The sequence below is a fragment of the Burkholderiales bacterium genome (assembly GCA_036262035.1).
Taxonomy (GTDB): domain Bacteria; phylum Pseudomonadota; class Gammaproteobacteria; order Burkholderiales; family SG8-41; genus JAQGMV01.
Genome location: DATAJS010000032.1, coordinates 41,876 through 68,495, shown reverse-complemented (window position 1 = coordinate 68,495; position 26,620 = coordinate 41,876). Strand labels below are relative to the sequence as shown.

Here is a 26,620-nt window from a genome sequence, read left to right as displayed (position 1 = left end):
ACAAGCCAACTCCCGCGACACATGACCGACCTGCACGATCAGATCGTCGCATGGATGCCGAACCTGCGCCGCTACGCGCGCGGGCTCACCGGCAACGTGCATGCAGCCGATGACCTCGTGCAGGACGCGCTCGAGCGCGCGTGCGGCCGCATTGCCCTGTGGCAGCGCCGGGGGGACCTTCGCGCGTGGCTCTTCAGCATCATGCACAATGTATTCATCGATCGCGTGCGATCGGCGAAGAGCTCTCCCGTGCAGCCGAGGTGCGGCGAGGAGCTGACCGCGCCTGTGCGCGCAACGCAATCGGACATGCTCGAAGTGCGCGATCTCGGTCGCGCCTTGATGCGCCTTCCGCCTGACCAACGCGAGGTGCTGCTGCTCGTCGCGGTCGAGCAAATGAGCTACGAACAAATCGCGAAGGCGGTCGGTGTGCCGCTCGGGACCGTGATGTCCCGACTCTCGCGCGCGCGGCAGCACCTGCGCGCGCTGCTGGAGGGAAGCGAACCCGTTTCAAGGCTGAAGGCGGTCAAATGAGTGAACACTCGAGAATGCCTCCGCTGACGGAGAGCGATCTGCACGCGTATGCGGACGGTCAGCTCGGAGAGGCGCGTCGCCTGCAGGTCGAGGCATACCTCGCTACGGATCCTGCGAAGGCGGCGCTCGTCGCAGCGTGGGCGCGCGACAACGCCGCGCTGCGCTCAATGCTCGATCCGGTGACGAAAGAGCCGATTCCCATCGCGCTGGCCGGCCCTCCGGCGGCGCGTGCGACTCGCTGGCGCCAGCTCGGCGCGGCGGCCTCGATCGCGGTGGTGAGTGCGTCGGGAGGCTGGCTGATGCGAGGTGCGGCCATCGTGGCGCCTGCCGAGGGCATCGCTGCGCCATCGCGGGACAGACTGGATGGCATGGCGCACCGCGCCGCGATCGCGCACGTCGTTTACAGCCCGGACGTGCGGCACCCCGTTGAAGTCGACGCTTCGCAGGAAGAGCAGCTCGTGACGTGGCTCTCCAAGCGCCTGGGTGCGTCGTTGAAGCCGCCGCGGCTGACGACGCTCGGCTACGAGCTGATCGGAGGACGCCTTCTCCCGGGCAGCGAAGGTCCCGTCGCGCAGTTCATGTACCACAATGGACAGGGTGAACGCCTGACGCTGTACGTGAGCCGGGAAGGCGCGCGCTCCGGGGAGGCCGCGTTTCGCTTTGCGAGCGACGGGCCCGTGAATGTTTTCTACTGGGTCGATGGCCACTTCGGTTACGCAATTTCGGCTGGCGCCGACAAGCGTGAGCTCGAGCGTCTGGCGCAGGAAGTCTATCGGCAGCTACGCGCAGCCTGACCTTTCGTCGGCGTGGATCGTGGTTATGCGCTTCTTGCGTCTCGACAGGAATGCGACGGCCGATCAGTGCAGCTTGAGATTCGCGTCCTTCACCAGCTTGCGCCATTTCGCGATCTCCGCCTTGACGTGCGCGTTGAACGCGTCGGGCGCGCTGCCCACCGGCGTCGAGCCGTCGGCGCCGAGACGCTGCACCACGTCCGGCATCTTGAGCACATCGGCGATCGCCGCGTGGATCTGCTGCACCACCGGCCGCGGCACCTTCGAGGAGGTGACGATGCCGTACCACTGGTCGACCTCGAAGCCGGGCAGGCCCGATTCCGCCACGGTGGGCAGGTCCACGATGGGCGAGCGCTTTTTCGCCGTGATGGCGATCCAGTTCAGCCGGCCCGCTTGCACTTGCGGGCGCACCGCGAAGAGCGACGCATAGCCCATCTGCACTTCGTTCGCGATCATCGCCGGCACCACCGTGGCGCCGCCCTTGTACGGCACATGGACGATCTTCACGCCCGCCATGTGATTGAAAAGCTCGCCGCCCACGTGCTGAAGCCCGCCCGTGCCGGACGTGCCGAAGTTGAGCTTGCCGGGATTGGCCTTGGCGTAGGCGATGAGCTCCTTGATCGATTTAACCGGCAGCGAAGGGTTGTGATACACGACGTAGAACAGCGACGTCGCCTGGGTGATCCCCTGGAGGTCCTTGGTCAGATCGTACGGCAGCTTCGGGTTGGTCGCGGAATTGACGGCGGTGGACGCCGAGACGAGGCAGATCGTGTAGCCGTCGGGATTGGCGTTGGCGGTGAGCTCGACGCCGATCGCGCCGGCGGCGCCGGTACGGTTGTCGGTCACGACCTGCTGGCCCCATTTCTCGGAGAGCTTGGCCGCGATCGTGCGCGCGGTGGTATCGGTGCCGCCGCCGGCGGAGAACGGGACGATGAAGCGCACCGGATTGTTCGGGAATTTGCTCGCAGTGGGATTCGCCCAGGCGAAGCTGATGGAGGCGGTAAAGGCGGCGCCGCACAGCAGCGCGCAGGGCAGGGTGATTCGATTCATGTCTCTACGGTATGGAAAAATCAGGAACGGGTTCAGAACGTCGCCGCGGCGCGGGCGCCGAGCTCTTTCAGGCGCTGCTCCAGCGATCGGCGCACGTGCTTGCGTGCGGCGGCTTCGGCAGCTTCGGTGTCGCGCTTCTCGATCGCCGCGAGCAGCTCGCGATGCTCCGCGATCGAAACGCGCGCGCGGCCGGCCGTCAGCAGGTTCGATTTGCCGAGCAGCGCGAACGACGTGTGCACCGTCGCGAGCGCCTTGAGCAGGAATTCGTTGCGGGCGCCCTGGCAGATCTCGTCGTGGAAGCGCCGGTTGAGCTTGCTCAGCGCGCGCGGATCGCGCGTCGCCTTTGACTCGGCGGCGGTGATCTCGCGCAACGCGTCGAGCTGCGCTTCGGTCGCATTCGCGGCGCACCATCCGGCGGCGGCCACCTCGAGCAGCTCGCGCACTGCGTAGAGCTCGCGCAGTTGCCGTTCGTCGATCGCGACCACGACCGCGCCGCGAAACGGCTGGTTGCGCAGGACACCTTCGCTTTCGAGCCGGCGCATGGCTTCGCGCACCGGCGTGCGGCTCATCTGGAGCCATGCGGCGACGTCCACCTCGGTGAGATGCGTGTCGGGCTCGATCGTGCCTTCGTGGATCGCCTCGCGCAGCGCACGGTACGCGCGCTCCCCCAGCGGTTGAGACGCGGGGGAGGGCGCTTTGTCGCGCCGCCCCGTGATACGCGCGAGCGCGGCGTCCGCATCGGCGGGAGCGCCGCGGCGCTGCCTGGCTACACTGCTCACGGACGTGCGATCAGCCGGCGATGACCGGCTCGCCGGTGACGACGGTGCGATACAGCACGCGCGCCTGCATCGCGTCCACTTCGGAGCGGTAGTGCATCGCGCAGCGGTTGTCCCACAGCACGACGTCGCCCACGCGCCACTTGTGGCACCACGCGTACTTGTCCCGCGTCGCATGCGCCCACAGCCGGTCGAGCAGCGCCTCGCTCTCGTCGTTGGGCATGCCGATGATGTAGTTCGACGGCCAGTCGCGGCGCCGTCCGAGATACAGCGCGCGCTTGCCCGTGACCGGATGCACGCGCACCAGAGGATGGACCGGACCGGGCACTTCCTCCGGCGTCGTCGGCATCTTGACCGTGGGACGCAGCACGCCGGCGCTGTTGCGGCTCGCGTCGTGGCGCTGCGAACGTCCGGCGATTGCCTGCTTCAGATCATCGGGCAGTTCATCGTAGGCCAGGTACTGGTTGTTGAAGTACGTGTCGCCGCCGCCGTCGGTCGGAAGCACCACTGCGTACAGCATGCTGCCTGCCGGGGGCACTTCGACGTACGAATTGTCGCTGTGCCACACCACTTCGGCGCTGCCGAGCGCGCCGTTGTGCATCACTGGCTCGCCGTGCTCGTTCAGGTTGCTGATGAGGCTGACGTGCGGGTGCAGCGGCACGATCTTGCCGCCGATCTTGTAGCCGCCGGCGACCTGGTACTTGCGGGCCGCGGGCTCTTTCGGGCTGCCGAAGATCGCCGCGGCCTCCAGGAAGGACACGTCAGGCAATGTCTGGCCGCGCCACAGGAGCACGAGGTGATCGGCCCACGCTTTGCGCAGCAGGGCCTTGGTTTCCTCCGGCACCGGTTTGGACAGATCGACGCCGCGGATTTCGGCGCCGACCGCCGTGGCGGTCGGTACGATCTGTACGTTCTCGGGTGCATTCACGTGCGTGGCGCTGTCGAGCGCGGGCTGAACGGCAGTCATCGGGCCTCCTTTGGAATGTCGGTGGTGTGTCGCAGGCACATTGTATACGTTGTATACAATCTTGCGCGAACGCCGGGAGGCGGCCGGCCGCTAGGCGACGGGCTCGTACCTCAGGCGCCGGACCTTTTCCATGTTGGTCCCTTCGATGCGGATGAGGCGCGTCGGACCGGTGCGCGAAGGAGAATGCAGGTCGCCTTCGTTGTAGACGTGCGCCGCGCCGGGGACGAGCCTGTACTCTCGAACCTTGCGGACCTTGCCGGCCGTCGTCGGCGTGGCGGGCTCCACGAGCGCCCAGTCGCTCATCGCGGTTTCGCCCGACGCCTGGCCGTAGATCGCCCACGAAGGGCCGTGGTCGTGCGGCGCGCTTTGCTTGGCGCGCAGGTAGTTGTGCGCGAGGACGCAGAATCCCAGCCGCGCATCCTCGTACAGGAGCTTGCGTTCGGGGGTATGGTCGTCGAACGCCTCGGCTATGAAGTCCGCGTCGCGGAGCGCCGCCTCGAGCAGCAGGCAGACTCTCGCCCGGCCCGCGGGATTGTTCGCGAGCGTGAGAGTCTCGCTGCACTTCGCGACGAATGCTTGCAGTGTCTGCGTCATCACTTCTCCTTCGGCTATTGCGGTTTGATGCCGAGCCGGTCGATGAGCCGCCCCCAGCGGATCGACTCGGCCTTGATGAACGCCGCGAACTGCTCGGCCGTGCCGCCCGCGGGCTCGGCGCCGATCGATGCGAGCCGTTCGGCGGTGCTCGTCGTATTGAGAAGCTTCACTGTCTCGTCGTTGATCCGTTCGACGATGGTCCTGGGCGTCGCCGCAGGAACGACGAACCCGTTCCACGAGATCGCTTCGTAGCCGGGAACGCCGGCCTCTGCGATCGTCGGCAGCGCCGGCATCAGCCGCGAGCGCTTCGGCGTCGAGATGGCCAGCGCGCGCAGCTTGCCGGCCGCGATATAAGGCTGGGTCGTCGTGATCTGATCGAACGCGAGCGAGATCTGTCCGGCGACGAGATCGGGCAGCATCTGCGAGCTCCCTTTGTACGGGACGTGCGTGAGCTCGATCTTCGCCAGTGCCTTGAGCATCTCGCCGCTGAGATGCGTCGTCGAGCCGACGCCCGACGAAGAGAAGTTGAGCTGACCGGGGCGGGCGCGCGCGAGCGTGACGAGCTCCTTCACCGATTTCACGGGCAGGGACGTCGGCACTACCAGCAGCAGCGGCAGATTCGCCACCTGTATGACCGGCGCGAAATCGCGCTGCGCGTCGTAGGGCAGCTTCAGCTCGAGCTTTTGCCGGATCGCAAGCGTGCCGCCGCCCGCCAGCATGATGGTGTGGCCGTCGGGGGCTGCCTTCGCCAGCGCGTCGGCCGCGATGCTGCCGCTTGCGCCGGCTCTGTTCTCGACGATCACCTGTTGACCCAGGCTTTCCCTGAGCCGGTCGGCGGCGATGCGCGCGACCACATCCATGGAGCCGCCGGGCGCGAAGCCGACGACGATGCGCACCAGCCGCGTCGGATAGGGCTGGGCGAAAGCACTCGTCGCGCCTGCGGCGGCGCAGGCACAGGCGAGGAGTTGCAGCGATATGCGAGTCATGGGATTCCCTGGTGAAGAGTTGCGAAAGTCACGCGCCGCTGTCGCCGCCGGCCATCGAATCGAATCCGTGTGCGAGGTCGTCGACGAGATCGCACGGTGATTCGAGACCGATGTGCAGGCGCACGAGCGTGCCGTCCGAGCTCCAGGCGGTAGCGGTGCGTCCGGGCTGTGCGATGGTGATCAGGCTCTCGTAACCGCCCCAGCTCGATCCGATGCCGAAAAGCTCCAGCGCGTCGACGAAGCGCGCGACGCGCTGCCGGCTCGATTCGCGCAGCACGAACGAGAAGAGCGAGGCCGCACCGCGGAAGTCGCGCTGCCAGATCGCGTGATCGGGATGGCTTTTCAGTGCGGGATAGATGACGCGCTCCACTTCCGCGCGGGATTCGAGCCAGCGCGCCACCTCCAGCGCATTCGCCATCTGCTGCTTCAGGCGCACGCCCATCGTGCGCATGCCGCGCAGCGCGAGATAGCAGTCGTCCGGGCTCACTGCGTAGCCGTAGTCGCTGACGGTCTCGCGCACCGGCTCCCAATGCGCCTGGTCGGTCGCGACGACGCCGAGCATCACGTCCGAGTGCCCCGCGATGTACTTCGTGGCTGCGTGGATCGAGATGTTGACGCCGCACGCGAACGGGGAAAAGAAATACGGTGTTCCCCATGTGTTGTCTGCGACGACCGGTATGCCGCGCCCGCGCACCACCGCCGAGATGGCGGGGATGTCCTGCAGCTCCAGCGTCAGCGAGCCCGGCGATTCGCAGTAGACGCCGATCGTGTTCTCGCGGATCAGGCCTTCGATCCGTTCGCCGATGCGGGGATCGTAGTACTCGATGTCGATGCCCGCCGGTCGCAGCCTTCGTTCGCAAAAAGCCCGCGCCGGCGCGTACACCGTGTCGGTGACGAGCAGGTGGCCGCCGCGTGCCGTCAGCGCGAGGAGCACGGCCGCGATCGCCGCCAGCCCGTTGGGAACCGCGACGGCGTTATACGCGCCCTCGAGCTCGGCAACGGCTTCCTCGAACGCGAAAGTGGTCGGCGTGCCGTGCCTGCCGTAGCGCACAGTTTTGTAGCCGCCGCTCTTGCGGTCGCTGTACGATTCGAGGTCCGGAAAGACCACGGTCGACGTGCGGAAGACCGGCGTATTGACCATGCCCGAGTAACGCCGGGGGTCTCGTCCGAGGTGAGCGACACGGGTGTCGACGTCATGTTTGCGAGTCTTCATCGGTCCTCCGCAGGGCGAATGGCATGTCTTACGCGAACTTTCTGAAGCTGAAGTCGGGATCGCTCTTGACGGCCCGCAGCAGATTCACTTCCCACTCCAGGTATTCCCTGATCGCGCCTTCGACGTTCGCCGTCTGCTCCAGCGCGCGATAGCGGATGTCGTCCGCGGGTCCGGTCATGCGGTCCGTGCCGCTTTCCAGAGGGAACCCGGCGGCGATCCACGCGGACGTGCCGCCGTCGAGAACCGCCACGTCGCGCGCCGCGGCGCGTGCCGCATCCCCGGCCGCGACGCGGGCGAGCACGCCGTCGCGCGAAGTCAGCACGAGGCGCTTGTCACACGGAAGCGCGCGCAGGTTCTCGGCGAATCGGGAGCGTACGACGTGCCACGCGCCGGGGATGTGGCCTTCGCGGTAGGCGAGGCTGGTATCGAGATCGGCGACCGCGGCTTCGCCGCGATCGAGCAGCGCCTTCAGCTCGTTCGCTCCGACGGTTGCGGCGCGGCTCGCGCCGAGACCGAGAACTTCGTGGCGCGCCGGGCCGGTTTCCAGCGTCTGGCCGGCGAAGGCCTCTCGCAGCACGAACACGTCACGCCATCCGAGCTGGACGAGCCATGCGGCCGTCATGGTCGCGCGAACGCCGTCGTCGTCGACCAGCACAACGCGCGCGCGACGCACGCCGAGGTAGCGGTCGGTCGCCTGCACGAGTTGGCCGCCGGGAGCGCTGATCGACCCCGGTAGATGCCCTGCCGCGAATTCGTCCGGTCCGCGAACGTCGACGAGGTACAGGGTGCGTGCGGCGTCGCGCAGGGTTTCGAGCTCGGGCCTGTCGATGCTGCGAACGTCGAAACGTCGCGCTACGCGCTCGGCGGCATGCCGGGCTTCTGCAAGCGCGCCGGCGGCGGCGCGCGGCGCGACCTGCGTCGCACCGGTCGCCAGCTCGAAGCCGGCGAGGCGCCAGCCTTGGGTGCCGTCCTTGAGAGCGAACACAGGATTGTTCAGACCTGCGTTGATCAGCGACTGCGCGCCGATGATCGCGCGGGTCCGGCCGCCGCAGTTCACCACCACGGTCGTATCCGCAGACGGCACCAGCCCGAAAACCCGGTAAGGCAGCTCCGCGCCCGGGCAGTCGACCGAGCCCGGAATGGTGTTGCGGCGGTATTCCTCGAGCGGCCGGCTGTCTAGGATGACGAGTCGCCGGCCGTCGGCTTTCCACGCCGCGAGCGTTTGCGGCGTGACTTCCGGTGTCTCGTATCGGTGCTGCACGTACTCGCCGAAAGCCTTGCTCGGCACGTGCACGCCCGAGTACAGCCGGTAGCCCGCGTCCGCCCACCCGGGCGCGCCGCCGCGCAGAACGGTGACGTCCGTGTAGCCGTACCGGCTCAGCCGCGCCGCGGCGAGCGCCGCCAGGCCGTCGTTGCCGTCGCACACCACGGTGCGAACCGAGCGCCGCGGCAGCAGCGCGCTGGCGTGCAGCTCGAGCTGGCTGAGCGGCAGGTTGGCCGCGAGCAGGAGATGGCCGTCGCGCGCGAAGACGCCTTCCTCGCGTACGTCGAGGACGACGATCTCCTCGCCATCGTCCAGCATGCGTCGTAAGACCTGCGGCGTGATCGACTGCAGCCGCTCGCCGGCGGCGTCTTCTGCGATGTTCAGGGTTGTATTCACTCGCGTGGAATCTCGTTGTCCGGCTCGACCCGCTGCGCGGGCCCGGAGCCTCGTTGAGCAGGCATGCTAGTCGATGCACGGCAATGCAAAAAATAATTATTTGAGATGAACTATTCACCGTTGTTATAGTTTGCCGATGAATATCCGGCAGTTGCGCTGTGTCTGTGAAGTCGTGCGTCACGACATGAACGTCTCGCGCGCCGCGGCAAGCCTTCATTCGTCCCAGCCGGCGGTGAGCACCCAGATACACCGTCTCGAGGCGGAGCTCGGTTTCGAGATCTTCGTTCGTCGCAGGAACCGCTTGACCGCGCTGACCGCGAACGGCAAGGCGATCTTCGACCGCGCCAAGCGTGCGCTGCTCGAGATCGAAGGCATTCACGAGATCAGGCGTGAGCATCTGAGGGACGACACCGGCACCCTCGTCGTGGCCGCGAGTCACGGGCAGTCGCGCAACGTGCTGCCGGCCGCCATGAAGCGCTTCAGCCGTCGCTTTCCGAAAGTGGAGGTGACCGTCAGGCACGGAACGCGCAAGCAGATCGCCGACATGCTGCTCGGCGGCGAAGCTCACGTGGGGCTTACGAGCGACGTGTCGGAGCTCGGCGAGAGGCTGCTGTTGCTGCCGTGTCACCGCTATCGCCGCATCGTGCTCGTGCCGCACAAGCACTCGTTGCTGAAGCGTGGGCGGCCGACGCTCGCGGCTCTGGCCGAATACCCCTTCGTCCTGTACGAGCCGAGCGGCTCGGCGGGTCCGGTCGCGAACGCGTTCGCGGAGCGCGGCGTCGAGTTACGGCAGATTCTCTTCGCTCCGAACTCCGACGTCATGAAGGCCTACGTCGAACAGGGCCTGGGAATCACCGCGCTCGCGGAGTTCATGTTCGACGAACGGCGGGACAAGAGTCTGCGGGCGATCGACGCGAGCCACTTGTTTCCCCCGAGCGTCACGTATCTGCTCCTGGTTCGCAAGCAGTACCTGCGCAGCTATACCTACGCGTTTCTCGAAGAGATCTCGCCGCGACTGACGCGCACGATGGTGGAAGAGGCGATCGGCTGAGACGACTTCTACCTCCCGGGTCCGCCGGCCTTGCGAACGATCGGCGTCCAGCGCGCGAGCCCGGCGGCGACGAAAGCCGTGAACGTTTTCGCGTCGAGGGTTCCGGGCTCGATCGCGTCCGCGCGCAGCCGCTGGCGGACGTCGGGCAGTTGCAGGATGCGCCGCACCTCTGCATTGAGGCGGTTGACGATCTCCGGCGGCATGCAGGCCGGGCCTGAAAGCGAGAACCACACCGAGGCGACGAGCTGCGGATAACCCGATTCGCTGAATGTCGGCACATCCGGGTAGTCCGCAACACGCGACGGGGAGCTCATCGCAAGCGCGCAAGCTTTCCCGACGTGTATCTGCGGCGAGACCGTCGTGAGCGTCACCGACACCGCCTCGATGTGACCGCCGACGAGATCGACCACCGCGTGAGCCGCGCCCCGGTAGGGCACATGGCGGATGTCGATACGCGCAAGCTCTTTCAGCATCTCGGCAACGACCTGACCGGTGCTGCCGTGCCCGCCCACTCCGCCAGCGATTTGTACCGGCTGCGGATTCGGCGAGCACACGACGGCACACCGTATCTATTGCAATTCACCCAAATGAGCTACTCAGGACGGGTGTCTAGAGATACTGGACTCTCGTAAAGCGCGCCTACAACAAGCATTGCACCATTCCTCTTTGCGCTCCACGCGACATACCCCGCGCTGCCCAGCGCCCTCATCGAGCTGATCCAGGTAAGGACGCAGGAGCGCGGTATGAGCGCCTGGCACGATCTTCGCGACCGGCTCGGCGGTTACCCTTTCGACGTGTCGAAGCCTGAGCAGGTCTTCGAGTTCTACCGGCTGCGCGGCTACCGGCTGGACGGCTTGCAAACAGTCGGCGGCCGGCTTGGATGCAACGAATTCGTCTTCGAGCGAGAGTCGCGCAGCGCGCCGTGCGTCACGGGTTCGAGCTGATTCAGCTACACGATCCGCAGGACGATGACGAGCACGGTCGCGTCGATGATGACGGATCATCGAGGGCTCGACCATATGGTGGGGCCTTGCGCGAGAACACCAGCACGTCGACTGCACCTGCGGGCTTAAGGGGGCGCCGCTAGCGCGGGGTAAGTTTTGGGGTAATCCACCAAAAGGCGCCGGTCATAGTGCTGACGCTACAAGCAGTTACCCCTGGGATTGGATTGCGACCCCCGCCTCCAGTCAGATCAAGGCGCTAGCGCGCCTCCGCTCAGCAGCGGCTCCGGTTTTTCAGCGAACGGTTTTCGAGTGCGAACACTCAGCTTCCGCTCCGTGCTTCCTTCGTTAGCGATGTTTCCTGATCGGTGCCCTCCAGTCTTCCGTCGAACAATGTTTTTCGTTCCGATGCGAGTATGTGCTTGTCGCTCAGGGCCGTTCAAGGTCCCTTTAACCGACGCCACCGAAAAGCTTGCGATAGTCGGATGCTTTCGCGTGGCGAGCGAAGCGGCGCGAGCGTCGCACTGCAGTTGAGCCGTTTTGGGTCCGGTCGTACTGCGAACTCGCTCGCGCGGAGTTCGCATCCTCCGCACAGGTGATCCGAAATTGGGTCGCGCAAGACGCGATCGATGCCGGCAAGCCTTTGCTCGGCAAACGGGCTGACGAGTGCCGAGCGCGAGGAACTCGCGCGGCTGCGCCGGCGGGTGCGGCAGTGACCATATGCAGCGTTACATGCTGGCAACGGCCACTGCCTTCGCCGCCAGGAACGGGCGCTCTTCGAACTCGCGACACGAATCAGGCCGCGATCCCGGTGAGCACCTCATGTTGGGTACTGGAGGTGTCGGCGAACGGCTTCACGCATCGGCCAAACGCCCGTCCTGGCAGCGAGCGCCCGACTATGCGGTTCCGACCGTGTATCCGTGCGATCCGCCCCGTAATCGCACGTGGTTGCCACGAGACCGGGGCATACGGTAGTGTATTTCGGTATTTTGTGAATACAGCGAGGGAACGATGACGCTCACCGTGAGACTGGATGCGGCGCTCGACACCAGGGTGGACCAGGAAGCCAAGCGTCTCGGCATTACCAAATCCGAGTTCGTCAAGGACGCTATCGAGCGGGTCCTGGGGATCAAGAACCCGGCCGCGCTTCTCGAGGCAGTTCGAAGCCGCAAACCGATGGGCAAACCGGACGCCTCCGAGAATGTCTCCGCGCAAATGAGGGCGAAGCTGCGTGCGAAGCGTCCTCGTTGACTCGGGACCGCTGATCGCGCTGTTCGCCGTCGATGATCGCCATCATCAACGCTTCGACGAGCGCGTCAGCTCACTTTCGGCCGAAGGGCTGCGGCTCCTGACGACCTGGCCGTGCATCGTAGAAGCCTCTTACCTGCTTGTCAGCCCCCAACGCTACGAAATGCTGCATTGGGTCGAGCTCGGCGGCGTGGTGGTCTATCCGTTCGAGCCCCACAACCTGGGGGACATGGTCAAGTGGATGCAGCAGTATTCCAGGAAAACGAAGCGGGAGATGGATCTGGCCGACGCTTCGCTCTACTGGCTTGCGAACGAGACCGGCGTGACCGAGATTCTGACGACGGACGTCGCGGACTTTTCTCGATATCGCCTCCCGGACGGGCAAGCGTTCACCCTGCTGGAATGAGTAATTTACGCGACGCTCTTCCATTGAAGCCTGTGCCGCGGACCTTGGACGCTTACCTGAAATAGATGACGATCGAAGACAAAGACGCGGCCGCGGCGCTGCTTCGGAGGGGTGTGATCGTGCCCGTGCAGATCGTGGAGGAGCAGGTAATCCCCGGGGCCGACGAGGGAGAGTTTGCGCTGCGGCTGGCACTTTCGTTCGAGGACGACGACAGTCCGGAAGAGGATCGCGCCGACATCGTGGAATGGGGCGCGCTGGGTTTCATGTTCGTTATCGCCGTGCTGTCATTCGCCGACGCGCGGCCGAGAGGCGTGTCCGAACTGGAATACAACGCAGCGGACGACTTCAATGTCTCGGATCTGGTAGGGGCGCTGAAATATCGCTGCGGCGAGCTGCATCTCGACGCGGATTACGTTCGCGGCCGCCGGATGAAAACGCGCGTGGTGATTCGCGCGGACGGCACGGGGGTGCTGGAAACGGTCGGCCGCGGCAAGGCAGCGCTGCGCTGGATCGCGCGCCTCAAGGGCGAGAAGCCCCTCAGGGCGGCCGATTGATGCGTATGCGCCTGATCGATAGGTCGCGTGGCTAGGAAGGTGCCGAAAGCGGCGACGCCCGCCGACCGCCTCAAGGCGCTGCGTGGCCGGAGCAGTGATGAGCTCGCCGAGCTGCTGGCGGAGCTTGCCGCCACGCACCCCGAGGTCGAAGAGCGTCTGGCACGCCATGCCCTCGCGGCCGATCCGGCTCGTCTGGCTGCGGATTTCCGCACGCGGTTGCAAGGCTGGAAGCGCTCGAAGCGGTTCTACTGGAGGACCGCCGCTCGTGGTTTCGCGCGGGAGCTCGAAGTCTGGGTGGGCCAGATCGAGCACGAGCTGCTTCCACTCGACGCGGGCAAGACACACGATCTCGCAGACGCGTTTGTGCGCAGCGACGCCAGATTTTTCGAGCAGGCCGACGATTCCGACGGTGCGATAGGCGATGCGATGCGCGCGGGATGCGATCTGTGGCTCCGATCTGCCAAAGCCCAGCCCGATCGACCAGCCTCCGGTTGGATTGAACGCGTCCATGCGCTTGTCACCGCCGACGGGTATGGCGCCCGCGAAGCGCTGCTGAGACACGCCGACGTACTCTTCGACGAGCCGGACTTGCGTGCTCTCGCGAGTCGATTCGAGGCCGACCTGGAGAAGGCCTTGCGGGCGCCGAGCGACGGCGATGGTCGGACTTACGGGTTATTCAAGGCCGCGGGCGCCGTCGGACTTATCGCCGACGCGTTGCGCGATCCGGATCTGTACGCGAAAGCAACGCTGCGTTACAGCCCGAACCCGAACCCGTTGCAGAAGCAGCATTTCGCCGATCGTTACATCCGCTACGGTCGGCCTGCGGAGGCGCTCGCGTGGCTGGAAGGCGATTGGGGTTTTCACGAGACGGACCGCCAACGGCTTGTGGCGGAAGCTTATGAGGCGCTCGGCGACACGGAGCGACTGCAGTCCTTGCGCCGGGCCCTTTTCGATCGAACCGGCTCGCCCGGCGACTTCGCGGCTTGGCGCCAGAGCCTCGCACCGGGCGACTACGCGAGAGCGGTCGAGGTGGCGCACGCCCGTGCACAGACCCTCGACGATCCGATCGCCGGCGCTCAACTACTCCTTGCGCTGAACGACGACGCAGCGGCCGAGGCGCTGCTCGTCGCACGGCAAGCAGCGGTCCAAGGCGAGTCTTACGTCAGCGTTGGCGAAGTCGCGCTGGAACTCGAGGGCAAGGGGCGCCTGCTCGGCGCGATCGTCTGCTACCGCGCGCTGCTACTGGCTATTCTCACGCGCGCGCATTCGAAGGCCTACGGTCATGCGGCGGAGTATTTACGCACGCTGCGCAGGCTCGACACGAGCGTGGTCGATTATGGGCCGCTCGAAACCCACGAAACTTTCGAAAGTGCAGTTCGGACGGCGCACGGACGAAAAACGAGCTTCTGGAATCGCGTCGGCGTTAACCATCCGATACGGTGATGGGTTTACGGCCTGGATGCGCAAGTACAGCTCCCGCCAGAAGGGCCACACGCCGAAAGCCTTTGCAAGGCTCGGAGATTGGCTACGCCGTCGGTCGAGCGCGTCCAGGGGTAACTGTTGGGGGTAACTGCTCGCCACGTAAGACGGAGAAACACGAACAGCGAGCAGCGCCTCAATAGACCTCGTATTCGATGTTGTGCCTCTTGAGCGTCTCGACGGCGAACGCCTTCCACTGCGCGTCAGGAATCCAGACCGCGGTCACGTTCTGATAAGCCGCGTCGGGCGGTGCGCCTTCATGTATGACGCTATACAGAAAGGTGAATAACGACGCTCGCTTGTCGATTTGGCAATGCACGAAAACGTGCCGTGTCTCCGCGGACTTCAGTATGCGGCTGAACAGTTCGAAGTCTTCGTATCGCGGGGAGTGCCAGTCGACGGGGATGTTTACGTAGATCAGCGCTCGGCTGCTGCGTCGTGTACGCAGCAGCCGGCGCAACGAGCATCAGCGCCCGTCTCAATGCCCCGTCCAGCGCCGAAGGCGCAAGGCATTCGTGACAACGGACACCGAGCTCAACGCCATCGCCGCGCCGGCGAACACCGGTGACAACAGAATCCCCGCGATCGGATAGAGCACCCCTGCAGCGATCGGGATTCCGAGCGCGTTATAGCCGAACGCAAACACGAGATTCTGGCGGATGTTCCGCATCGTCGCGCGGGATAACGCCGCCGCTCGCGCGATGCCGCGCAGATCGCCCTTCACGAGCGTAACCCCGGCGCTCTCCATCGCGATATCGGTTCCGGTGCCCATCGCGATACCCACGTCCGCCTGAGCCAGGGCGGGTGCATCGTTGATACCGTCGCCGGCCATGGCAACCTTGCGCCCTTGCTGCTGAAGCTCCTTCACGTGCTTCGCCTTGTGCTCCGGCAGCACCTCGCCGATCGCGACGTCAATGCCGAGTTGCCGCGCTACTGCGTCGGCGGTGCGCTGCGAGTCGCCGGTCAACATGACGACTTGCACGCCTGCTTCCTTCAAGGCGGCTATTGCGTCCGGCGTGCTTTCCTTTATCGGATCGGCGATCGCGGCGAGCGCCACGGCTTTGCCGTCGACCGCCAGGAATACGACCGTCTTGGCTTCTGACCGCAGCGAGTCGGCGCGTGCATGCCACTGTTCCGAATCGATGTCGCGCTGTTCCATGAACGCGCGACTGCCGACGAGCACGTTGCGATCCGCGACGCGGGCTTGCACGCCGAGGCCGTTGATAGCTTCGAAATCAACGGCAGCTGGAATATCGAGCCCTGCGCTGTTCGCCGCCTCGACGATCGCATGCGCGATCGGATGCTCCGACGGGCGCTCTGTGGACGCGAGCAATGCTAACGCGCCGTCGCGGGAGATGCCGTGCGCCTCAAAGTCCGTGAGGGCGGGGCGCCCCAGGGTCAGCGTGCCTGTCTTGTCCACCACGACCGTGTCGATGTCACGCATGCGCTCTATCGCTTCGGCGGTCCTGAAGAGAATCCCGCTGCGCGCGCCTTCACCCATGGCTACGGTCATCGAGATCGGCGTCGCCAGGCCGACCGCGCAGGGACACGCGATGATCAGCACGGCAACCGCGTTGAGCAGAGCGTAAGTGGTCGCCGGTTCGGGGCCGAAAAACCACCAGATCGCCGCGGTCAGGATCGCGATAGCGATGACGATCTGAACGAAACGGGCCGCGATCACGTCCGCGAGCCTCTGGATAGGCGCACGGGTGCGCTGGGCCTCTCCGACCATGTGAACGATGCGGGACAGGAGTGTGTCCGAGCCGACGCGTTCCGCGCGAATGATGAACGAGCCCGTGCCGTTGACGGTGCCGCCCGTCGCCTTATCGCCGGCGCCCTTTGCGACGGGGACCGGTTCCCCGGTGATCATCGATTCGTCGACGCGACTGGAGCCCTCGACCACGCTGCCGTCGACCGGGATCTTTTCGCCCGGTTTGACGCGCAGTCGATCTCCGACCACCACGGTATCCAGCGGGACCTGCTCTTCGGTGCCGTCTTCCCGCACACGCCAAGCCAGGTTGGGCGCGAGCCGCAGCAGTTCGCTGATCGCCTGGCTAGTACGGCCCATCGCTCGAACCTGGAGCAGGTCACCCAGCAACACAAGCGTGACGATCACGGCAGCGGCTTCGAAGTAGGTGCCGACGGCCCCGTCGTGCTCGCGAAACTCCTGGGGAAAGAGGCCGGGCATGAACACAGCCGCGAGGCTGAACAGGTAGGCGAGCCCGACGCCGAGCCCGATCAGCGTGTACATGTTCAGGTTCCGGTGCGTGAGAGACAGCCAGAACTTGCGCAGGATGGGCTTGCCGACCCACAGCACGACAGGCGTGCCGAGCGCGAATTCGACCCAGGCGCGCACGCGCGGTAGAAGCCCGAAAGGCTCGTGGTAGCCGAGCATCGGCGACATCGCCAGCACGACCAGCGGAATGCTCAGCACCGTGCCGATCCAGAATCGACGCGTCAGATCGCGGAGCTCGGAATCGTCCGCCTCGCCGGTGCCGGGAATCGGCACGAGGGCCATGCCGCAGATCGGGCAGTCTCCCGCCGCGTCCCGGACGATCTCGGGATGCATCGGGCAGGTGTACTTGGCGCCCTTCCGCACCGGCGCGGCGGCGGCCGCTGGCCCGGCCTGGTGCGCGTGGCCGTGCGCGTGCTCGTGGCCTTCGCCGTGCACATGGCCCTGGTGGTGGTGGTCGTGGCGATCCATGTTGAGGTTCCCCGTTGTGACTAACGTGAGGCCAGTCTAAAGTCCGTACCCTTGTACGGTGTCAAGGGGAGGAAGAATGCAGGCGAGTGACCTCACGATCGCGGGTGTGGCGAAGGCCGCAGGGGTAGGCGTTGAGACCGTCCGCTTTTACGAGCGCCGAGGGCTGATCGCGCAGCCGGCCAAGCTCAACGGAGCCTACCGGCGCTACAGCGGCGATCACGTCCGGCGCATCCAGTTCGTCAAGCGGTCGCAGGAGCTCGGGTTCAAGCTTGAAGAGATCGAGTCGCTTCTCAAGCTCGAGGACGGCACCGATCGACGCAGTGTGCAACGAATCGCCACCGCGCGGCTGGAGCAGGTGCGCGAGCGCATCGCCGACCTGCGCCGCATCGAGCGCACGCTGAGCCATCTCCTCGACGATTGCAGGAAGGGTACCGGCCACCGCTGTCCGATCATCAGCGCGATCGCTACGGATTAGGCGCTAGGCGGGCACGAAGCTGCGGGACGAATCGGGGCGTGCGCCGCGCGTATGCCGCATAGGCCGCGCCGAACTGCGACAGCATGTCGCGTTCCTCTGAGACGGCGAGGCGTGCGTACATCGCGACAAGCACGGGGAACATCGCAAGCGTCAGCAGCGTAGGCCACTGCAGCAGGAACCCGAGCAGTATTGCGACGAATCCCACGTATTGCGGATGACGCATCCGGGCGTATGGTCCCGTCGTTGCGAGGGCGCGTGCGCGCTGCGCTTCATACAAGACCTTCCAGGCCCGCGCCAGAAGGATGAACCCGCCGAAGATCAGCACGTTACTCGCGATATGGAAAGGGCCGAAATGCGGGTTCGCGCGCCACCCGAACATCATCTCGAGCAGGTGCCCCGCGTCGTGGGTCAGAAAATCGATCCCGGGGAAACGGCTCGCGAGCCAGCCAGAAAGAAAATAGATCGTCAGCGGAAAGCCGTACATCTCCGTGAACAGCGCGACGATGAACGCCGAAAAGGCGCCGAAGGACCGCCAATCACGCGCGCTCTGCGGCTTCGCGAAGCTGAACGCGAAAATGATGAAGACCAGCGAATTGAGGACAACCAGCGACCAAAGCCCGTAGGCAGACTGCTCGTTCATGATTGCTCCCGATCATCCGTCCGGCCGCGGCCGTGATGATGGCCATGTCGACCGTGCATGAACACGTGCATGAGCGGACAGGCGAGCACGAGCAGCAGCGGAAGGTATTGCAGCACGCCGCTCAGGTGCGCGCGATGTTCCGCGATCACGAAGTAGCCGGCGACCAGGAGGAATCCGAGCAACACCCACTTGGCCCGCAACGCTACGTGTCCGTGCCGATGTTCCTGTTCCATGAAACCACTCCTTGAACGCTAGCGGCTGCGTCTAGTGGGGATTACGGTTGCGCCGACGGGGCGGGCGATGCGCGAGAACACGTTTCGAGCCCAACCGTGTAACGCCCCCGCGGCGAAGCAAAAGATCACTGCTGCTTCACGGTTGCATTTGCCACGTGAACACGCGCGGCGCCGGCTCGCTCGCGCGGCGAATCTCCAGATCTATCGACGCCGGCCGTGGAGCGACTGCCGCGAACCGCAGGACGCCTTCGCGGTGATGACCACCGGGCGCGGCGCCGTCCCACGCGAGCGGCGCGTAGCGCTTACCGTCTGGTCCGATCATCGCCGAGGTCTTTACCAGATCGTCGCTGAGATCCTGGCTGTGCGTGTCGAGCACGATCTTGAACGACCAGGTCGACGTTCCTTCGATGTTCGGGGTGACGGCCACCGTGACGCCGTTGGCGGAGCTCTTCTGCGTACTCACTTCTCCCGACATAGCGGCAGGTGCAACAGCGAGGGCTAAGAGAGCGGCGATGACTGCAAACCAACGTGAGAAGCTCATCTGGGCGTCCGTCGCAGAGTGGCAAAAGCGCCTTACGCAGCTACATGGTACGCCGCCAGCGACGCGTCCTTTTTGACGTAGATCAAACAGCATGGCGGCGAGGCGCGGGAATTGCATCAACGGCCCTTCCCATTTCTCTTTCGAGGAGACACGCATGATTCCCGACAAACTTCGTCAGACGCTTACCGTTCTCGTCCTCGCGGCCGCGTTCGCGCCGGCAGCGGCCTTTGCCGCAGACGCCGATAGCTCGAAGAGCGGCATGGCAGGGCACGACATGAAAGGCGGCAAGGGCGGTGGCTCGTCGATCGAGATGCACCAGCAGATGATGCAGGGCATGAAGGAAATGCAGTCCATGAAGCCGACCGGCGACTTCGACCGGGACTTCGCCACGATGATGCGGCACCACCATCAGCAGGGCGTGCGCATGGCGGAGCAGGAGCTCAAGAACGGGAAGGACAAGAAGATGCGCGACATGGCCCAGAAGATCATCGACAGCCAGAAGAAGGAGATCGCCGAGTTCGACGAGTGGCTGAAGGCGAACCCGTCCAAGACCGGTGGGACCAAGTAGCCGACGAGGCCTCATGTCAATGCCGATGATGCTGTCCATGCCCATGTGCGTGCGATCCTGACTTGCGCGTGACCGGTTCTGAGGCCCGAGTCGGTGGCGCGCTGGCGTCATGTGCGGCCGAGTGCGGGGGCTCGGTGTGTCCATGGACGTGGTTCGTGCCGGCCTGTCCCGCGAGCTCCCGGTAATCCGCAGGGGACAGCGTCGGCAGCTTCCGCACGAAGGCGACCATGCTCCAGATCGCTTCGTCGTCGTGTGACTTTCCCCATGCCGGCATGGCGCTCATCTTGATGCCGTGCTTGATGATCCAGAACGCTGATCCGGAATCGCGAGGGGACGCCTCGACAAGCGACGGCGGCTGCGGATAAAGCCCCTCCCGCAGCTCCGAGCGCGTTATGCCAGGCGCAAGGTGACACCCGGCGCACATCTCCGCGTAGTGCTGCGCGCCAGCTTCCACGCGCTTCGTATGATCCAGGTCCGAGGGCACCTCGATGCCTTTTGCGCGGACCGCGACCGACCGTTCGCGGAGTCGCTGGAGCGCGGCCTCAACGGGCTTGGCATGGGGATCATCTGCGCCAATGCCGTAAACGCCAGACCATACGAATGCCGCGACCCCGACGCCGAGAAGCGCCAGCGCGCCGCAGAACAGCAACAAAGGGCGGACTAGCCGCGAGCGAGTCATGCATGTGCTCCGATGGTGAGATGCGGCTTGGTCGCTTAGCGGTCTGCTTCCACGGCCGTCACGATGAACGCGCCATCCTTTTTGTCGGCGGCGAATCGCACCTTGTCGCCGACTTTCACCTGATCGAGCACGGCGGTGTCCTGAACCTGGAACACCATCGTCATCGGCGGCATATCGAGATTCGTAATTGCCTGGTGACGAATCGTCAGCTTCTTCGCATCCTTGTCGACCTTGCGGATCTCGCCCTGTGTCAGCGTCGTCGAGGCCGACTGAGCCGCGTTTCCATGCGTGGTCGCGAATGCCGGCGCCGCGCCAAGCAGGGCGGTGGAGAGTGCGAGTGCGGAAAGAACCTGTTTCATGATTTCTCCTGGTTGAAAGTAGTCGCGCACGGCAGGGTAAGGGCCGTACCCCAGTACGGAGTCAAGGGGCTGGTCAGCGCACGACGACGCGCCCGACCATGCCCGCTTCGAAATGGCCGGGGATGAGGCACCCGTAATAGAACTCGCCCGGTTTATCGAAGCTCCAGACGATGCGTTCGGTCTTGCCGGGCGCGACGTGCGCCATGTAGGGCTCGTCGTGTTCCATGCCCGGGTGCTTGCGCATCAGCTCCGCGTGCTCCTGCAGCTCTTTCATCGTGCCGAGCACCATCTCGTGCATGACCTTGCCGGCGTTCGTGACTTCCAGCCGCACGGTCTCGCCGCGCTTCACCTGGATCGACCCGGGTTTGAAGCGCATCTGGTCACTCATTTCGATGCTTACCCTGCGAGAGACGCGCTTCGGGTCGCCCTCGCGGCCGAACGCTTTATCTTCGGTTGATATCGCTCGGTCTTCAGGTTTCGAGGTATGCGGCTTCTCGCCGTGAGCAAACGCCGGCACGGTCGTGGCGAGCACGACCAGCGCGGCCGGTAGGTTCCAGAACTTCATTCCATCAATCCTTTCGCTAAGGGATGCGATCAGTGGCCGGAATGTCCGGACGGCTTCACCGCGCGGAACTCTCGGGCCTTAGGTGCCGAGACGGCTTGCGCCGGCGCACGCTCTGTGGCGAGCGGTGCGCCGGTCCATTCGTACGAGACGGTGCCTTGCGGGTGTTTGTACCAACCGGGATCCTTGTAGTCGTTGCGTGCGAGCCCGTCACGGATCTTGAAGACCGTGAACATGCCGCCCATCTCGATCGGTCCGAACGGCCCTTTGCCGGTCATCATCGGCAGCGTGTTCTCGGGCAGCGGCATCTCCATCTCGCTCATGTCGCTCATACCGCGTTCGCCCATCACCATGTAGTCGGGAACGAGCTTCATGATCTTCTCGGCGATACCGCGGTGGTCGACGCCGATCATGGTGGGAACGTTGTGCCCCATCGCGTTCATGGTGTGATGCGACTTGTGGCAGTGCAGGGGCCAGTCGCCGGGGTTGTCCGCGACGAATTCGAACGAGCGCACCTGCCCGACGCCGATATCGATCGTCGTTTCGGGCCACCGCGCGCTTTTCGGCACCCAGCCGCCGTCGGTGCAGGTTACCTCCATGTGGTGGCCGTGGATGTGCAGCGGGTGGTTGGTCATCGTGAGGTTGCCGATCCTCACCCGCACACGGTCGCCGAGCCGCACGGGCATGGCGTCGATGCCGGGGAACACGCGGCTGTTGAAGGTCCAGAGATTGAAGTCGAGCATCTCGGCGACCTTCGGTGTGTACGCGCCCGGCTCGATCATGAAAGCCGAGAGCAGGAACACGAAGTCGCGATCGACCGGCATGAACTTCGGATTCTTCGGGTGCACGACGATCGAGCCCATCATGCCCATTGCCATCTGCACCATCTCGTCGGCGTGCGGGTGGTACATGAAGCTCCCCGATTTGCCCATCACGAATTCGTAGACGAAGGTCTTGCCCACGGGGATGTGCGGCTGCGTCAGGCCCGAGACGCCGTCCATGCCGTTCGGCAGGATGATCCCGTGCCAGTGGATGCTAGTGGCCTCCGGGAGCTTGTTGGTGACGAAGATGCGCACCTTGTCGCCCTCGACGCATTCGAGCGTGGGCCCCGGCGACTGTCCGTTGTAGCCCCAGAGATGTGTTTTCATGCCGGGCGCGAGCTCGCGCACCACCGGTTCTGCGACCAGGTGGAATTCCTTCCACCCGTTATTCATGCGCCACGGCAGCGTCCAGCCGTTGAGCGTCACTACCGGCTGATACGGGCGGCCGTTCGACGGCTCGAGCGGTGGCTGCGTCTGCGGGCTGGTTTGCAACGCGGCTTCGGGCACGGCGCCCATGGCCGCCTTGCTCACCACGGCCGCGCCGAGCATGCCACCGGTTGTTCGCAGGAAATTTCGTCTGTTCGTCATGAGAATTCCGATCAATGGCCAGCCGCAGTCGCTTCGGACGGCGCGGAGGTTCGGCGCGACACTGTGGTCGCACCGGGAGATGTCGCGGTGAGTGCGCTGCGGAGATTCGCGTCGGCGATCCAGAAGTCGCGCAGCGCCTCGATATAGGCGTTCACGCTGGCTACCTGTTGCCGTGCGTCGGCGAGCAGCTCGAAGACGCTTATCAACATGCCGTTGTAGCGCAACACGTTCTCATCGGAGATCCGCTTGCGCAGCGGGACGATCTCATCGCGGTAATGCCGGGCGAGGTCGTAGGTCGTGCGATAACCATTCGTCGCTTCGCGGACTTCCGAGCGCGCGCGCACCGCCAGCTCGGCGGCGCGCTCGACCGCCTGCATGTACGTGTGCTGAGCCCGGACGACGCGCGCATTTCCGGTGTCGAAGATCGGCAGGCGCAGCTCGACCTCGAAACCCTTCTGCGGCGGCTTTCCTGTTTCGCTGTTGTGCTGGTAGCCGACCTCGAGGAGGCTGATGAAGCCCGTTACGCGTGTGAGGCCCAGCGACGACGCGACGCTTTCGGCCTCCTGCATAGCCGCCTGCACGTCGAGGCGTTGCCGGAGCGCGTCGGATTCGGCCTGCTCGAGCTGTTGAGGTGCCTTGGGCAGGTCCGGCAGCCGTTCGGGCAACGTGAAGCGGATGTGTTCACCCCAGAGCCCCATGAGCCGCGTGAGATTCTCGCGTTCGGCGACCGCGGCCTGCGACACGCGAGCGAGCTGCGCCGTCGTTTCGGCGTAGAACACCTGCTCCCGGGCCTGGTCGAGCTTGCTGAAGTTGCCTGCGCGAGCCATGCGCTGGGCGAGCTCCGCGCTCGCTTCGGCGGCGTCCTTCACCTGCTGCATGTACTTCACGCCTTCCTGCGCAGCCACGGCAGAGTACCAAGCCCGGCGCGTATCGGCAGCGACGCGGGCGGCTTCTCCCGCGACACGTGTCTTGGCGACGGCGAAACGACGCTGCTCGATCTGCGTGCGCGCGGGCATGGTCAGCAAGCTCAGCACGTTCACGATGAAGGCGCGCCCGATCTCGAGCTCATCGCCGCGCACGAGGCGCTCGAAAGCGAACCGGGGATTCGGCAGGCGGCCGGCCTGGACGAGATCGGCCTCGGCAATGCCGAGGTCCGAATACGTGGCCTGTAAACCGCGATTGTTCATGAGCGCGATCTGCACGGCGGCATCCGCCGTGAGCGGTTGACCGAGCAGACTCGTGACGGCCTGCCGGACTTCGCCGCGCTCCGCATCGGTTCGCGCCCAACGCGGTTCGGCGGAAGTTCGCTGGTTCACGGCGTTCTTCACACTGTCGAAGCCGTTGTCCGGCGAGAAGGAGGCGCAGGCGGTCAGCAGGACCACGCCAGAGGCCGCTGCCGCATGGCGCAGGAATCGAATCGATAGCATGCGCGTCCCTTAGTGCTGATGCCCGCTGTGCGCGGGCGGGGCAGGTCTTGCGCTCGTCGCGCCAGCCTGCGGGGGCTGCGGAGCCGCGCCGCGCATGATGCCGACGTGGCCGCCGATCGCGGTGACTTCTTCGTTGAGCGAGCGCCAGTCGGCGACTGACACCTCAGTGGCGGAGCGGTAGCCCTCGAAAGCTGACCGGTAGCTCGTCTGCGGCACCGGGGCGGCAGCGTCCGTCGGTTTGGCGTCGGCCGCGAACAGCGGCGACGCCTGGGCCAGCAAAAGGCCCAGGAGCAGGGTAGAGCGTTTCATGGTGATCCTCGGTTGCGGGCGCACGACAGGCGTGCGCGTGTCGCCCACGCGCGCGCTTACGCGCGCCGCGGGGCTCGCGGCGTTACCGAAGGATCAGGCTCGGGGAGGTCGCTGCGGCTGCTCGAGCACGAAGGTGAGCTCGAGGACCGGCTCGAAGGACACGTAGACCGGGAGGTCGGCCTGCGCAGGAGGTATGTACACGATCGGCGCTGCCGAAACCTGATGACAGCACTGATGTTGGGCGGAATCACCGGTGCCCTTGCCGGACTGGTGATCGTGTCTGTGTGCGGCGCCGTGATCGTGGTCAGCAGCTGCCATGTGGTCGTGCTTGTGGCTGCTGTCCTTCGCTGCAGCCGCTGCCGCCGAGGCGTCAGGACCGCAGGCGAACGAGTGCACTACCGCGGCCATTCCCTGCACGGGAATCACCAGCAGCAGCGCAATCAGCAGGTAACGATGTAAGCGAGCAAGCACGGCGCGAAGTGTAGACACGCCTCGGGGGATGATGCAAGGGGGGAGACCCGGCCGTCGGGAATTAGTTCGCAGGCAGCGGCGGCAAGGCGGGCGTAGGCTGTTGAAACCCGCTCTAGGGCGGCAATTCGCGACGGTTTCTTACGACAGTCAGGACCAGGGGTGCCGAAGCTGCATGCAGCGTTTCGAATGCGCGCGGTTGAGTCTTTGCCGCGCGGGGTAACTGTCGGGGTAACTGTTAGCCGACTGACGCTGAGAAAGACCAGCAGTCAACACGTTAGGTCCGGAATCAGGTTGTGACCCCCGCCTCCAGTCAGATCAAGGCGCCAGCGCCGCTCCGTTTACCAGCGCCTCGGATTCTTGGCAGTGCTTACGAGTGCGAACATCGATCGAGGGATCGGTGTGCCTCCTTCGTTATCTGTGTGTCGCGATCGGCACCTTCCGTGTTTGGATAAACAACGACGTTGTTCATTCGGATGAGAGTATGTGCTTGTCGCTGAGGGCTGTTCAAGCTGCGGCTAGGCGACACCACGTAAACGCTCGCGACAGTCGGCTGGTTTCGTGTGGCGTGCAAAGCGGTTCGAGTTTCATGCACGACGTGCTGCTGCCACCCGGCCTCGGCGCCATGGATCGATCCGGGTCATACAGCGCAGCAGCGGCGCAGCGCCAACGCCTGCTGTGGCGGCTTCACGCACCAGCGGATGTCGTTCGACTGCATCAAGACGCAGTTCGTGTGCACGCCTTTCGTGCTCGTCTCTTAAGCAGCTCTCCGAACTGCACTTGCTTCCGTATCGTGACGTCGATCTCGCATCGTCCAGCAGGCGCGCTATCTCGCTGGCGCAACTGCGCCGCCGAGCGCGCGAAGACTCACGCTGCGAACGACTTCGTGGTGTTTGCACGATGGCGGTCACTTCACTCTCATCGGGCGTTCTGCTTCTGAAGAGCGGGTGGCACGCGGTCAACTACTGCTCGATTCCGTACCTGGTACTCGCTGGCGGTGCTGTGCTTTGGCTCATCTGGCGCCGCGGGACCACGCCAGGGCCAGCGAACGTGGACGTGTCGAACTGATCAGCCGAAAACCGACGGACGCACTTTCGTGTCGCGGGCGCCTTGGAGATGGTCACGCACGAGGGCCGCAGCGCCGACATAGTCCCCGAGCTCGATGAGCCGAAGGATCTCGAGATGCTGCCGCGCCTGGTCCTGTCGGGGCTCGCGCGGCCCGGCGGAGGCCTGCTTGTATTCGACGAGACGCCGCAGCTGGTTGAGACGCCGCACCGTCTGATGGATAAAGCGATTACCCGACCAGCGCGCAATTGATTCATGAAAACGCGCGTTGAGGTCCCACAACTCGATCGGCGTCATCGTTGCGTAGCCCGATTCGGCAATGAACGCCTGCTGGCGCTGGAGCGCCGTCAGCTCGGCGCGATCGGGTTGAAACTTCGGACTCACAATCGCTGCCGGCTCAAGAGCCCGGCGCATTTCATAACTTTCCTCATAGGCTTCCTGCGAATCGATAAGCGGGAGGAAGCTCCATCCCTGACCCGTGCGGCGCTCAACCCAGCCTTCCTGTTGCACGCGTAGCAACGTGCGCCGGATGGCAGCCGTCGTGGTCTTGAAGAGGCGTGCCAGCTCGGTTTCAGTGACCGTGTCGGGAAGGCGGTGGGCGAGGCGCGCATCCGCGATCTTCAGATACAGCGGGTCCTCGGCTGCGACGAGCTTGTCGGCCAAGACCCCGAGCTCGTTAGCGTCGTGCGCGAGGAAGTAGCCGCGGTCGGGCTCGTGCCGGGCAACGCCGATCTCGGCCAGATGCGCCAACGCAGCCTCGACCGGGTTGTGCGATGTATTCAGCTCCGCAGCCAAGGGGATCTTTGCCAAGCGATGGCCGGCCGGCCAGTTCTCGCGGCGAGCGATGGCGACGATTTCGCGGGTGACCTTCTGCTGGAGGCGCGTTAGCGAGGGCATAGCTCATTATCCTGAAAAAAGGCAGAAATTGCCATAT

31 protein-coding genes are annotated in these 26,620 nt (G+C 65.1%); 10 read left to right on the top strand and 21 right to left on the bottom strand.

The window, feature by feature from the left end; genetic code table 11:
• Positions 1 to 21: 21 nt before the first annotated feature.
• Both VHP37_32350 and VHP37_32345 read left to right on the top strand, forming a co-directional pair.
• Positions 22 to 531 (top strand): sigma-70 family RNA polymerase sigma factor, encoded by a 510-nt coding sequence (locus VHP37_32350; protein ID HEX2831071.1) that lies wholly within the window; start codon positions 22 to 24, stop codon positions 529 to 531.
• Positions 528 to 1,325: an anti-sigma factor gene (locus VHP37_32345; protein HEX2831070.1), complete on the top strand. Its 798-nt coding sequence runs from the start codon at positions 528 to 530 to the stop codon at positions 1,323 to 1,325. The genes VHP37_32350 and VHP37_32345 overlap by 4 nt, the downstream gene beginning before the upstream one ends.
• A 63-nt stretch (positions 1,326 to 1,388) precedes the next feature.
• Here the strand turns inward: VHP37_32345 and VHP37_32340 are convergent, their stop codons facing one another.
• From VHP37_32340 to VHP37_32310, 7 genes are all read right to left on the bottom strand, one after another.
• Positions 1,389 to 2,372 (bottom strand): tripartite tricarboxylate transporter substrate binding protein, encoded by a 984-nt coding sequence (locus tag VHP37_32340; GenBank protein ID HEX2831069.1) that lies wholly within the window; start codon positions 2,370 to 2,372, stop codon positions 1,389 to 1,391.
• Between the two features lie 32 nt (positions 2,373 to 2,404).
• Positions 2,405 to 3,151, bottom strand: a complete 747-nt coding sequence (locus VHP37_32335) for a GntR family transcriptional regulator (GenBank protein ID HEX2831068.1) — start codon at positions 3,149 to 3,151, stop codon at positions 2,405 to 2,407.
• 10 nt (positions 3,152 to 3,161) lie between these two features.
• Positions 3,162 to 4,115, bottom strand: a complete 954-nt coding sequence (locus tag VHP37_32330) for a TauD/TfdA family dioxygenase (GenBank protein ID HEX2831067.1) — start codon at positions 4,113 to 4,115, stop codon at positions 3,162 to 3,164.
• Positions 4,116 to 4,205: 90 nt separating this feature from the next.
• The gene (locus VHP37_32325) at positions 4,206 to 4,709 is read right to left on the bottom strand and encodes a hypothetical protein (protein ID HEX2831066.1); all 504 of its coding nucleotides are present in this window, start codon (positions 4,707 to 4,709) and stop codon (positions 4,206 to 4,208) included.
• Between the two features lie 14 nt (positions 4,710 to 4,723).
• Complete coding sequence (locus VHP37_32320) at positions 4,724 to 5,695, bottom strand: tripartite tricarboxylate transporter substrate binding protein (GenBank protein HEX2831065.1); 972 nt, start codon at positions 5,693 to 5,695, stop codon at positions 4,724 to 4,726.
• Positions 5,696 to 5,723: 28 nt separating this feature from the next.
• Positions 5,724 to 6,908: a cystathionine beta-lyase gene (gene metC / locus VHP37_32315; GenBank protein HEX2831064.1), complete on the bottom strand. Its 1,185-nt coding sequence runs from the start codon at positions 6,906 to 6,908 to the stop codon at positions 5,724 to 5,726.
• Between the two features lie 28 nt (positions 6,909 to 6,936).
• A complete protein-coding gene (locus VHP37_32310; GenBank protein ID HEX2831063.1) occupies positions 6,937 to 8,568 on the bottom strand; it encodes a rhodanese-like domain-containing protein in 1,632 nt (543 codons plus the stop codon).
• A 136-nt stretch (positions 8,569 to 8,704) separates the two neighbouring features.
• Here VHP37_32310 and VHP37_32305 point away from each other — a divergent pair, with 136 nt between their 5' ends.
• Positions 8,705 to 9,619 (top strand): LysR substrate-binding domain-containing protein, encoded by a 915-nt coding sequence (locus tag VHP37_32305; protein ID HEX2831062.1) that lies wholly within the window; start codon positions 8,705 to 8,707, stop codon positions 9,617 to 9,619.
• A gap of 8 nt (positions 9,620 to 9,627) precedes the next feature.
• Here VHP37_32305 and VHP37_32300 read toward each other — a convergent pair whose 3' ends face one another.
• Positions 9,628 to 10,173 (bottom strand): tripartite tricarboxylate transporter substrate-binding protein, encoded by a 546-nt coding sequence (locus VHP37_32300; protein ID HEX2831061.1) that lies wholly within the window; start codon positions 10,171 to 10,173, stop codon positions 9,628 to 9,630.
• Between the two features lie 189 nt (positions 10,174 to 10,362).
• On the opposite strand from VHP37_32300, the gene VHP37_32295 reads away from it, so the two are divergent.
• The 5 genes from VHP37_32295 to VHP37_32275 all read left to right on the top strand — a co-directional run bounded on the left by VHP37_32295 (position 10,363) and on the right by VHP37_32275 (position 14,211).
• Positions 10,363 to 10,563, top strand: a complete 201-nt coding sequence (locus tag VHP37_32295) for a hypothetical protein (GenBank protein HEX2831060.1) — start codon at positions 10,363 to 10,365, stop codon at positions 10,561 to 10,563.
• A gap of 1,008 nt (positions 10,564 to 11,571) precedes the next feature.
• Positions 11,572 to 11,811 (top strand): ribbon-helix-helix protein, CopG family, encoded by a 240-nt coding sequence (locus VHP37_32290; GenBank protein ID HEX2831059.1) that lies wholly within the window; start codon positions 11,572 to 11,574, stop codon positions 11,809 to 11,811.
• Positions 11,792 to 12,214: a hypothetical protein gene (locus VHP37_32285; GenBank protein ID HEX2831058.1), complete on the top strand. Its 423-nt coding sequence runs from the start codon at positions 11,792 to 11,794 to the stop codon at positions 12,212 to 12,214. The genes VHP37_32290 and VHP37_32285 overlap by 20 nt, the downstream gene beginning before the upstream one ends.
• A 65-nt stretch (positions 12,215 to 12,279) precedes the next feature.
• Entirely contained in the window at positions 12,280 to 12,768 is a 489-nt protein-coding gene (locus VHP37_32280; protein HEX2831057.1) for a hypothetical protein, read from the top strand.
• A gap of 39 nt (positions 12,769 to 12,807) precedes the next feature.
• Positions 12,808 to 14,211 carry a hypothetical protein gene (locus VHP37_32275; protein ID HEX2831056.1) on the top strand — a complete coding sequence of 468 codons (1,404 nt, stop codon included), beginning with the start codon at positions 12,808 to 12,810 and terminating at the stop codon, positions 14,209 to 14,211.
• Positions 14,212 to 14,383: 172 nt separating this feature from the next.
• Here the strand turns inward: VHP37_32275 and VHP37_32270 are convergent, their stop codons facing one another.
• On the bottom strand, positions 14,384 to 14,707 hold the full coding sequence (locus tag VHP37_32270; protein ID HEX2831055.1) for a hypothetical protein: 324 nt from the start codon (positions 14,705 to 14,707) through the stop codon (positions 14,384 to 14,386).
• Positions 14,708 to 14,725: 18 nt separating this feature from the next.
• The gene (locus VHP37_32265; protein ID HEX2831054.1) at positions 14,726 to 16,951 is read right to left on the bottom strand and encodes a copper-translocating P-type ATPase; all 2,226 of its coding nucleotides are present in this window, start codon (positions 16,949 to 16,951) and stop codon (positions 14,726 to 14,728) included.
• Positions 16,952 to 17,057: 106 nt separating this feature from the next.
• On the opposite strand from VHP37_32265, the gene VHP37_32260 reads away from it, so the two are divergent.
• Positions 17,058 to 17,426, top strand: coding sequence for a MerR family DNA-binding protein (locus VHP37_32260; protein HEX2831053.1), 369 nt, complete (start codon positions 17,058 to 17,060; stop codon positions 17,424 to 17,426).
• Here the strand turns inward: VHP37_32260 and VHP37_32255 are convergent.
• From VHP37_32255 to VHP37_32245, 3 genes are all read right to left on the bottom strand, one after another.
• Positions 17,416 to 18,066 (bottom strand): isoprenylcysteine carboxylmethyltransferase family protein, encoded by a 651-nt coding sequence (locus VHP37_32255; GenBank protein HEX2831052.1) that lies wholly within the window; start codon positions 18,064 to 18,066, stop codon positions 17,416 to 17,418. The two genes, VHP37_32260 and VHP37_32255, sit on opposite strands and share 11 nt — an antisense overlap.
• On the bottom strand, positions 18,063 to 18,299 hold the full coding sequence (locus tag VHP37_32250) for a DUF2933 domain-containing protein (GenBank protein HEX2831051.1): 237 nt from the start codon (positions 18,297 to 18,299) through the stop codon (positions 18,063 to 18,065). Before VHP37_32250 ends, VHP37_32255 begins: the two co-directional genes overlap by 4 nt.
• Positions 18,300 to 18,435: 136 nt before the next feature.
• Positions 18,436 to 18,840, bottom strand: coding sequence for a hypothetical protein (locus VHP37_32245; protein ID HEX2831050.1), 405 nt, complete (start codon positions 18,838 to 18,840; stop codon positions 18,436 to 18,438).
• 154 nt (positions 18,841 to 18,994) lie between these two features.
• Here VHP37_32245 and VHP37_32240 point away from each other — a divergent pair, with 154 nt between their 5' ends.
• Positions 18,995 to 19,408 carry a DUF305 domain-containing protein gene (locus VHP37_32240; GenBank protein HEX2831049.1) on the top strand — a complete coding sequence of 138 codons (414 nt, stop codon included), beginning with the start codon at positions 18,995 to 18,997 and terminating at the stop codon, positions 19,406 to 19,408.
• Between the two features lie 16 nt (positions 19,409 to 19,424).
• On the opposite strand, the gene VHP37_32235 is transcribed toward VHP37_32240, so the two are convergent.
• From VHP37_32235 to VHP37_32200, 8 genes are all read right to left on the bottom strand, one after another.
• Positions 19,425 to 20,087, bottom strand: coding sequence for a cytochrome c (locus tag VHP37_32235; protein ID HEX2831048.1), 663 nt, complete (start codon positions 20,085 to 20,087; stop codon positions 19,425 to 19,427).
• A gap of 35 nt (positions 20,088 to 20,122) precedes the next feature.
• Positions 20,123 to 20,446, bottom strand: coding sequence for a copper-binding protein (locus VHP37_32230; GenBank protein HEX2831047.1), 324 nt, complete (start codon positions 20,444 to 20,446; stop codon positions 20,123 to 20,125).
• Positions 20,447 to 20,519: 73 nt separating this feature from the next.
• Positions 20,520 to 21,011 (bottom strand): cupredoxin family protein, encoded by a 492-nt coding sequence (locus tag VHP37_32225; protein ID HEX2831046.1) that lies wholly within the window; start codon positions 21,009 to 21,011, stop codon positions 20,520 to 20,522.
• A gap of 29 nt (positions 21,012 to 21,040) precedes the next feature.
• A complete protein-coding gene (locus VHP37_32220) occupies positions 21,041 to 22,417 on the bottom strand; it encodes a copper oxidase (protein HEX2831045.1) in 1,377 nt (458 codons plus the stop codon).
• A gap of 11 nt (positions 22,418 to 22,428) precedes the next feature.
• Positions 22,429 to 23,799: a TolC family protein gene (locus VHP37_32215; GenBank protein HEX2831044.1), complete on the bottom strand. Its 1,371-nt coding sequence runs from the start codon at positions 23,797 to 23,799 to the stop codon at positions 22,429 to 22,431.
• A 54-nt stretch (positions 23,800 to 23,853) separates the two neighbouring features.
• Positions 23,854 to 24,153 (bottom strand): hypothetical protein, encoded by a 300-nt coding sequence (locus tag VHP37_32210; GenBank protein HEX2831043.1) that lies wholly within the window; start codon positions 24,151 to 24,153, stop codon positions 23,854 to 23,856.
• Positions 24,154 to 24,246: 93 nt separating this feature from the next.
• On the bottom strand, positions 24,247 to 24,642 hold the full coding sequence (locus VHP37_32205; GenBank protein HEX2831042.1) for a hypothetical protein: 396 nt from the start codon (positions 24,640 to 24,642) through the stop codon (positions 24,247 to 24,249).
• Between the two features lie 1,047 nt (positions 24,643 to 25,689).
• The gene (locus VHP37_32200; GenBank protein ID HEX2831041.1) at positions 25,690 to 26,583 is read right to left on the bottom strand and encodes a GntR family transcriptional regulator; all 894 of its coding nucleotides are present in this window, start codon (positions 26,581 to 26,583) and stop codon (positions 25,690 to 25,692) included.
• Between the last annotated feature and the right edge of the window lie 37 nt (positions 26,584 to 26,620).

What these genes read in the sequence shown, in the direction of transcription:
- VHP37_32280 (HEX2831057.1), top strand. Translation starts at nt 12,280, where the DNA reads ATGACGATCGAAGACAAAGACGCGGCCGCGGCGCTGCTTCGGAGGGGT.
- VHP37_32255 (HEX2831052.1), bottom strand. Translation starts at nt 18,066, where the DNA reads ATGAACGAGCAGTCTGCCTACGGGCTTTGGTCGCTGGTTGTCCTCAAT.
- VHP37_32290 (HEX2831059.1), top strand. Translation starts at nt 11,572, where the DNA reads ATGACGCTCACCGTGAGACTGGATGCGGCGCTCGACACCAGGGTGGAC.
- VHP37_32345 (HEX2831070.1), top strand. Translation starts at nt 528, where the DNA reads ATGAGTGAACACTCGAGAATGCCTCCGCTGACGGAGAGCGATCTGCAC.
- VHP37_32295 (HEX2831060.1), top strand. Translation starts at nt 10,363, where the DNA reads ATGAGCGCCTGGCACGATCTTCGCGACCGGCTCGGCGGTTACCCTTTC.
- VHP37_32350 (HEX2831071.1), top strand. Translation starts at nt 22, where the DNA reads ATGACCGACCTGCACGATCAGATCGTCGCATGGATGCCGAACCTGCGC.
- VHP37_32330 (HEX2831067.1), bottom strand. Translation starts at nt 4,115, where the DNA reads ATGACTGCCGTTCAGCCCGCGCTCGACAGCGCCACGCACGTGAATGCA.
- metC (HEX2831064.1), bottom strand. Translation starts at nt 6,908, where the DNA reads ATGAAGACTCGCAAACATGACGTCGACACCCGTGTCGCTCACCTCGGA.
- VHP37_32305 (HEX2831062.1), top strand. Translation starts at nt 8,705, where the DNA reads ATGAATATCCGGCAGTTGCGCTGTGTCTGTGAAGTCGTGCGTCACGAC.
- VHP37_32245 (HEX2831050.1), bottom strand. Translation starts at nt 18,840, where the DNA reads ATGAGCTTCTCACGTTGGTTTGCAGTCATCGCCGCTCTCTTAGCCCTC.
- VHP37_32320 (HEX2831065.1), bottom strand. Translation starts at nt 5,695, where the DNA reads ATGACTCGCATATCGCTGCAACTCCTCGCCTGTGCCTGCGCCGCCGCA.
- VHP37_32200 (HEX2831041.1), bottom strand. Translation starts at nt 26,583, where the DNA reads ATGCCCTCGCTAACGCGCCTCCAGCAGAAGGTCACCCGCGAAATCGTC.
- VHP37_32250 (HEX2831051.1), bottom strand. Translation starts at nt 18,299, where the DNA reads ATGGAACAGGAACATCGGCACGGACACGTAGCGTTGCGGGCCAAGTGG.
- VHP37_32325 (HEX2831066.1), bottom strand. Translation starts at nt 4,709, where the DNA reads ATGACGCAGACACTGCAAGCATTCGTCGCGAAGTGCAGCGAGACTCTC.
- VHP37_32225 (HEX2831046.1), bottom strand. Translation starts at nt 21,011, where the DNA reads ATGAAGTTCTGGAACCTACCGGCCGCGCTGGTCGTGCTCGCCACGACC.
- VHP37_32210 (HEX2831043.1), bottom strand. Translation starts at nt 24,153, where the DNA reads ATGAAACGCTCTACCCTGCTCCTGGGCCTTTTGCTGGCCCAGGCGTCG.
- VHP37_32240 (HEX2831049.1), top strand. Translation starts at nt 18,995, where the DNA reads ATGATTCCCGACAAACTTCGTCAGACGCTTACCGTTCTCGTCCTCGCG.
- VHP37_32220 (HEX2831045.1), bottom strand. Translation starts at nt 22,417, where the DNA reads ATGACGAACAGACGAAATTTCCTGCGAACAACCGGTGGCATGCTCGGC.
- VHP37_32265 (HEX2831054.1), bottom strand. Translation starts at nt 16,951, where the DNA reads ATGGATCGCCACGACCACCACCACCAGGGCCATGTGCACGGCGAAGGC.
- VHP37_32235 (HEX2831048.1), bottom strand. Translation starts at nt 20,087, where the DNA reads ATGACTCGCTCGCGGCTAGTCCGCCCTTTGTTGCTGTTCTGCGGCGCG.
- VHP37_32340 (HEX2831069.1), bottom strand. Translation starts at nt 2,372, where the DNA reads ATGAATCGAATCACCCTGCCCTGCGCGCTGCTGTGCGGCGCCGCCTTT.
- VHP37_32230 (HEX2831047.1), bottom strand. Translation starts at nt 20,446, where the DNA reads ATGAAACAGGTTCTTTCCGCACTCGCACTCTCCACCGCCCTGCTTGGC.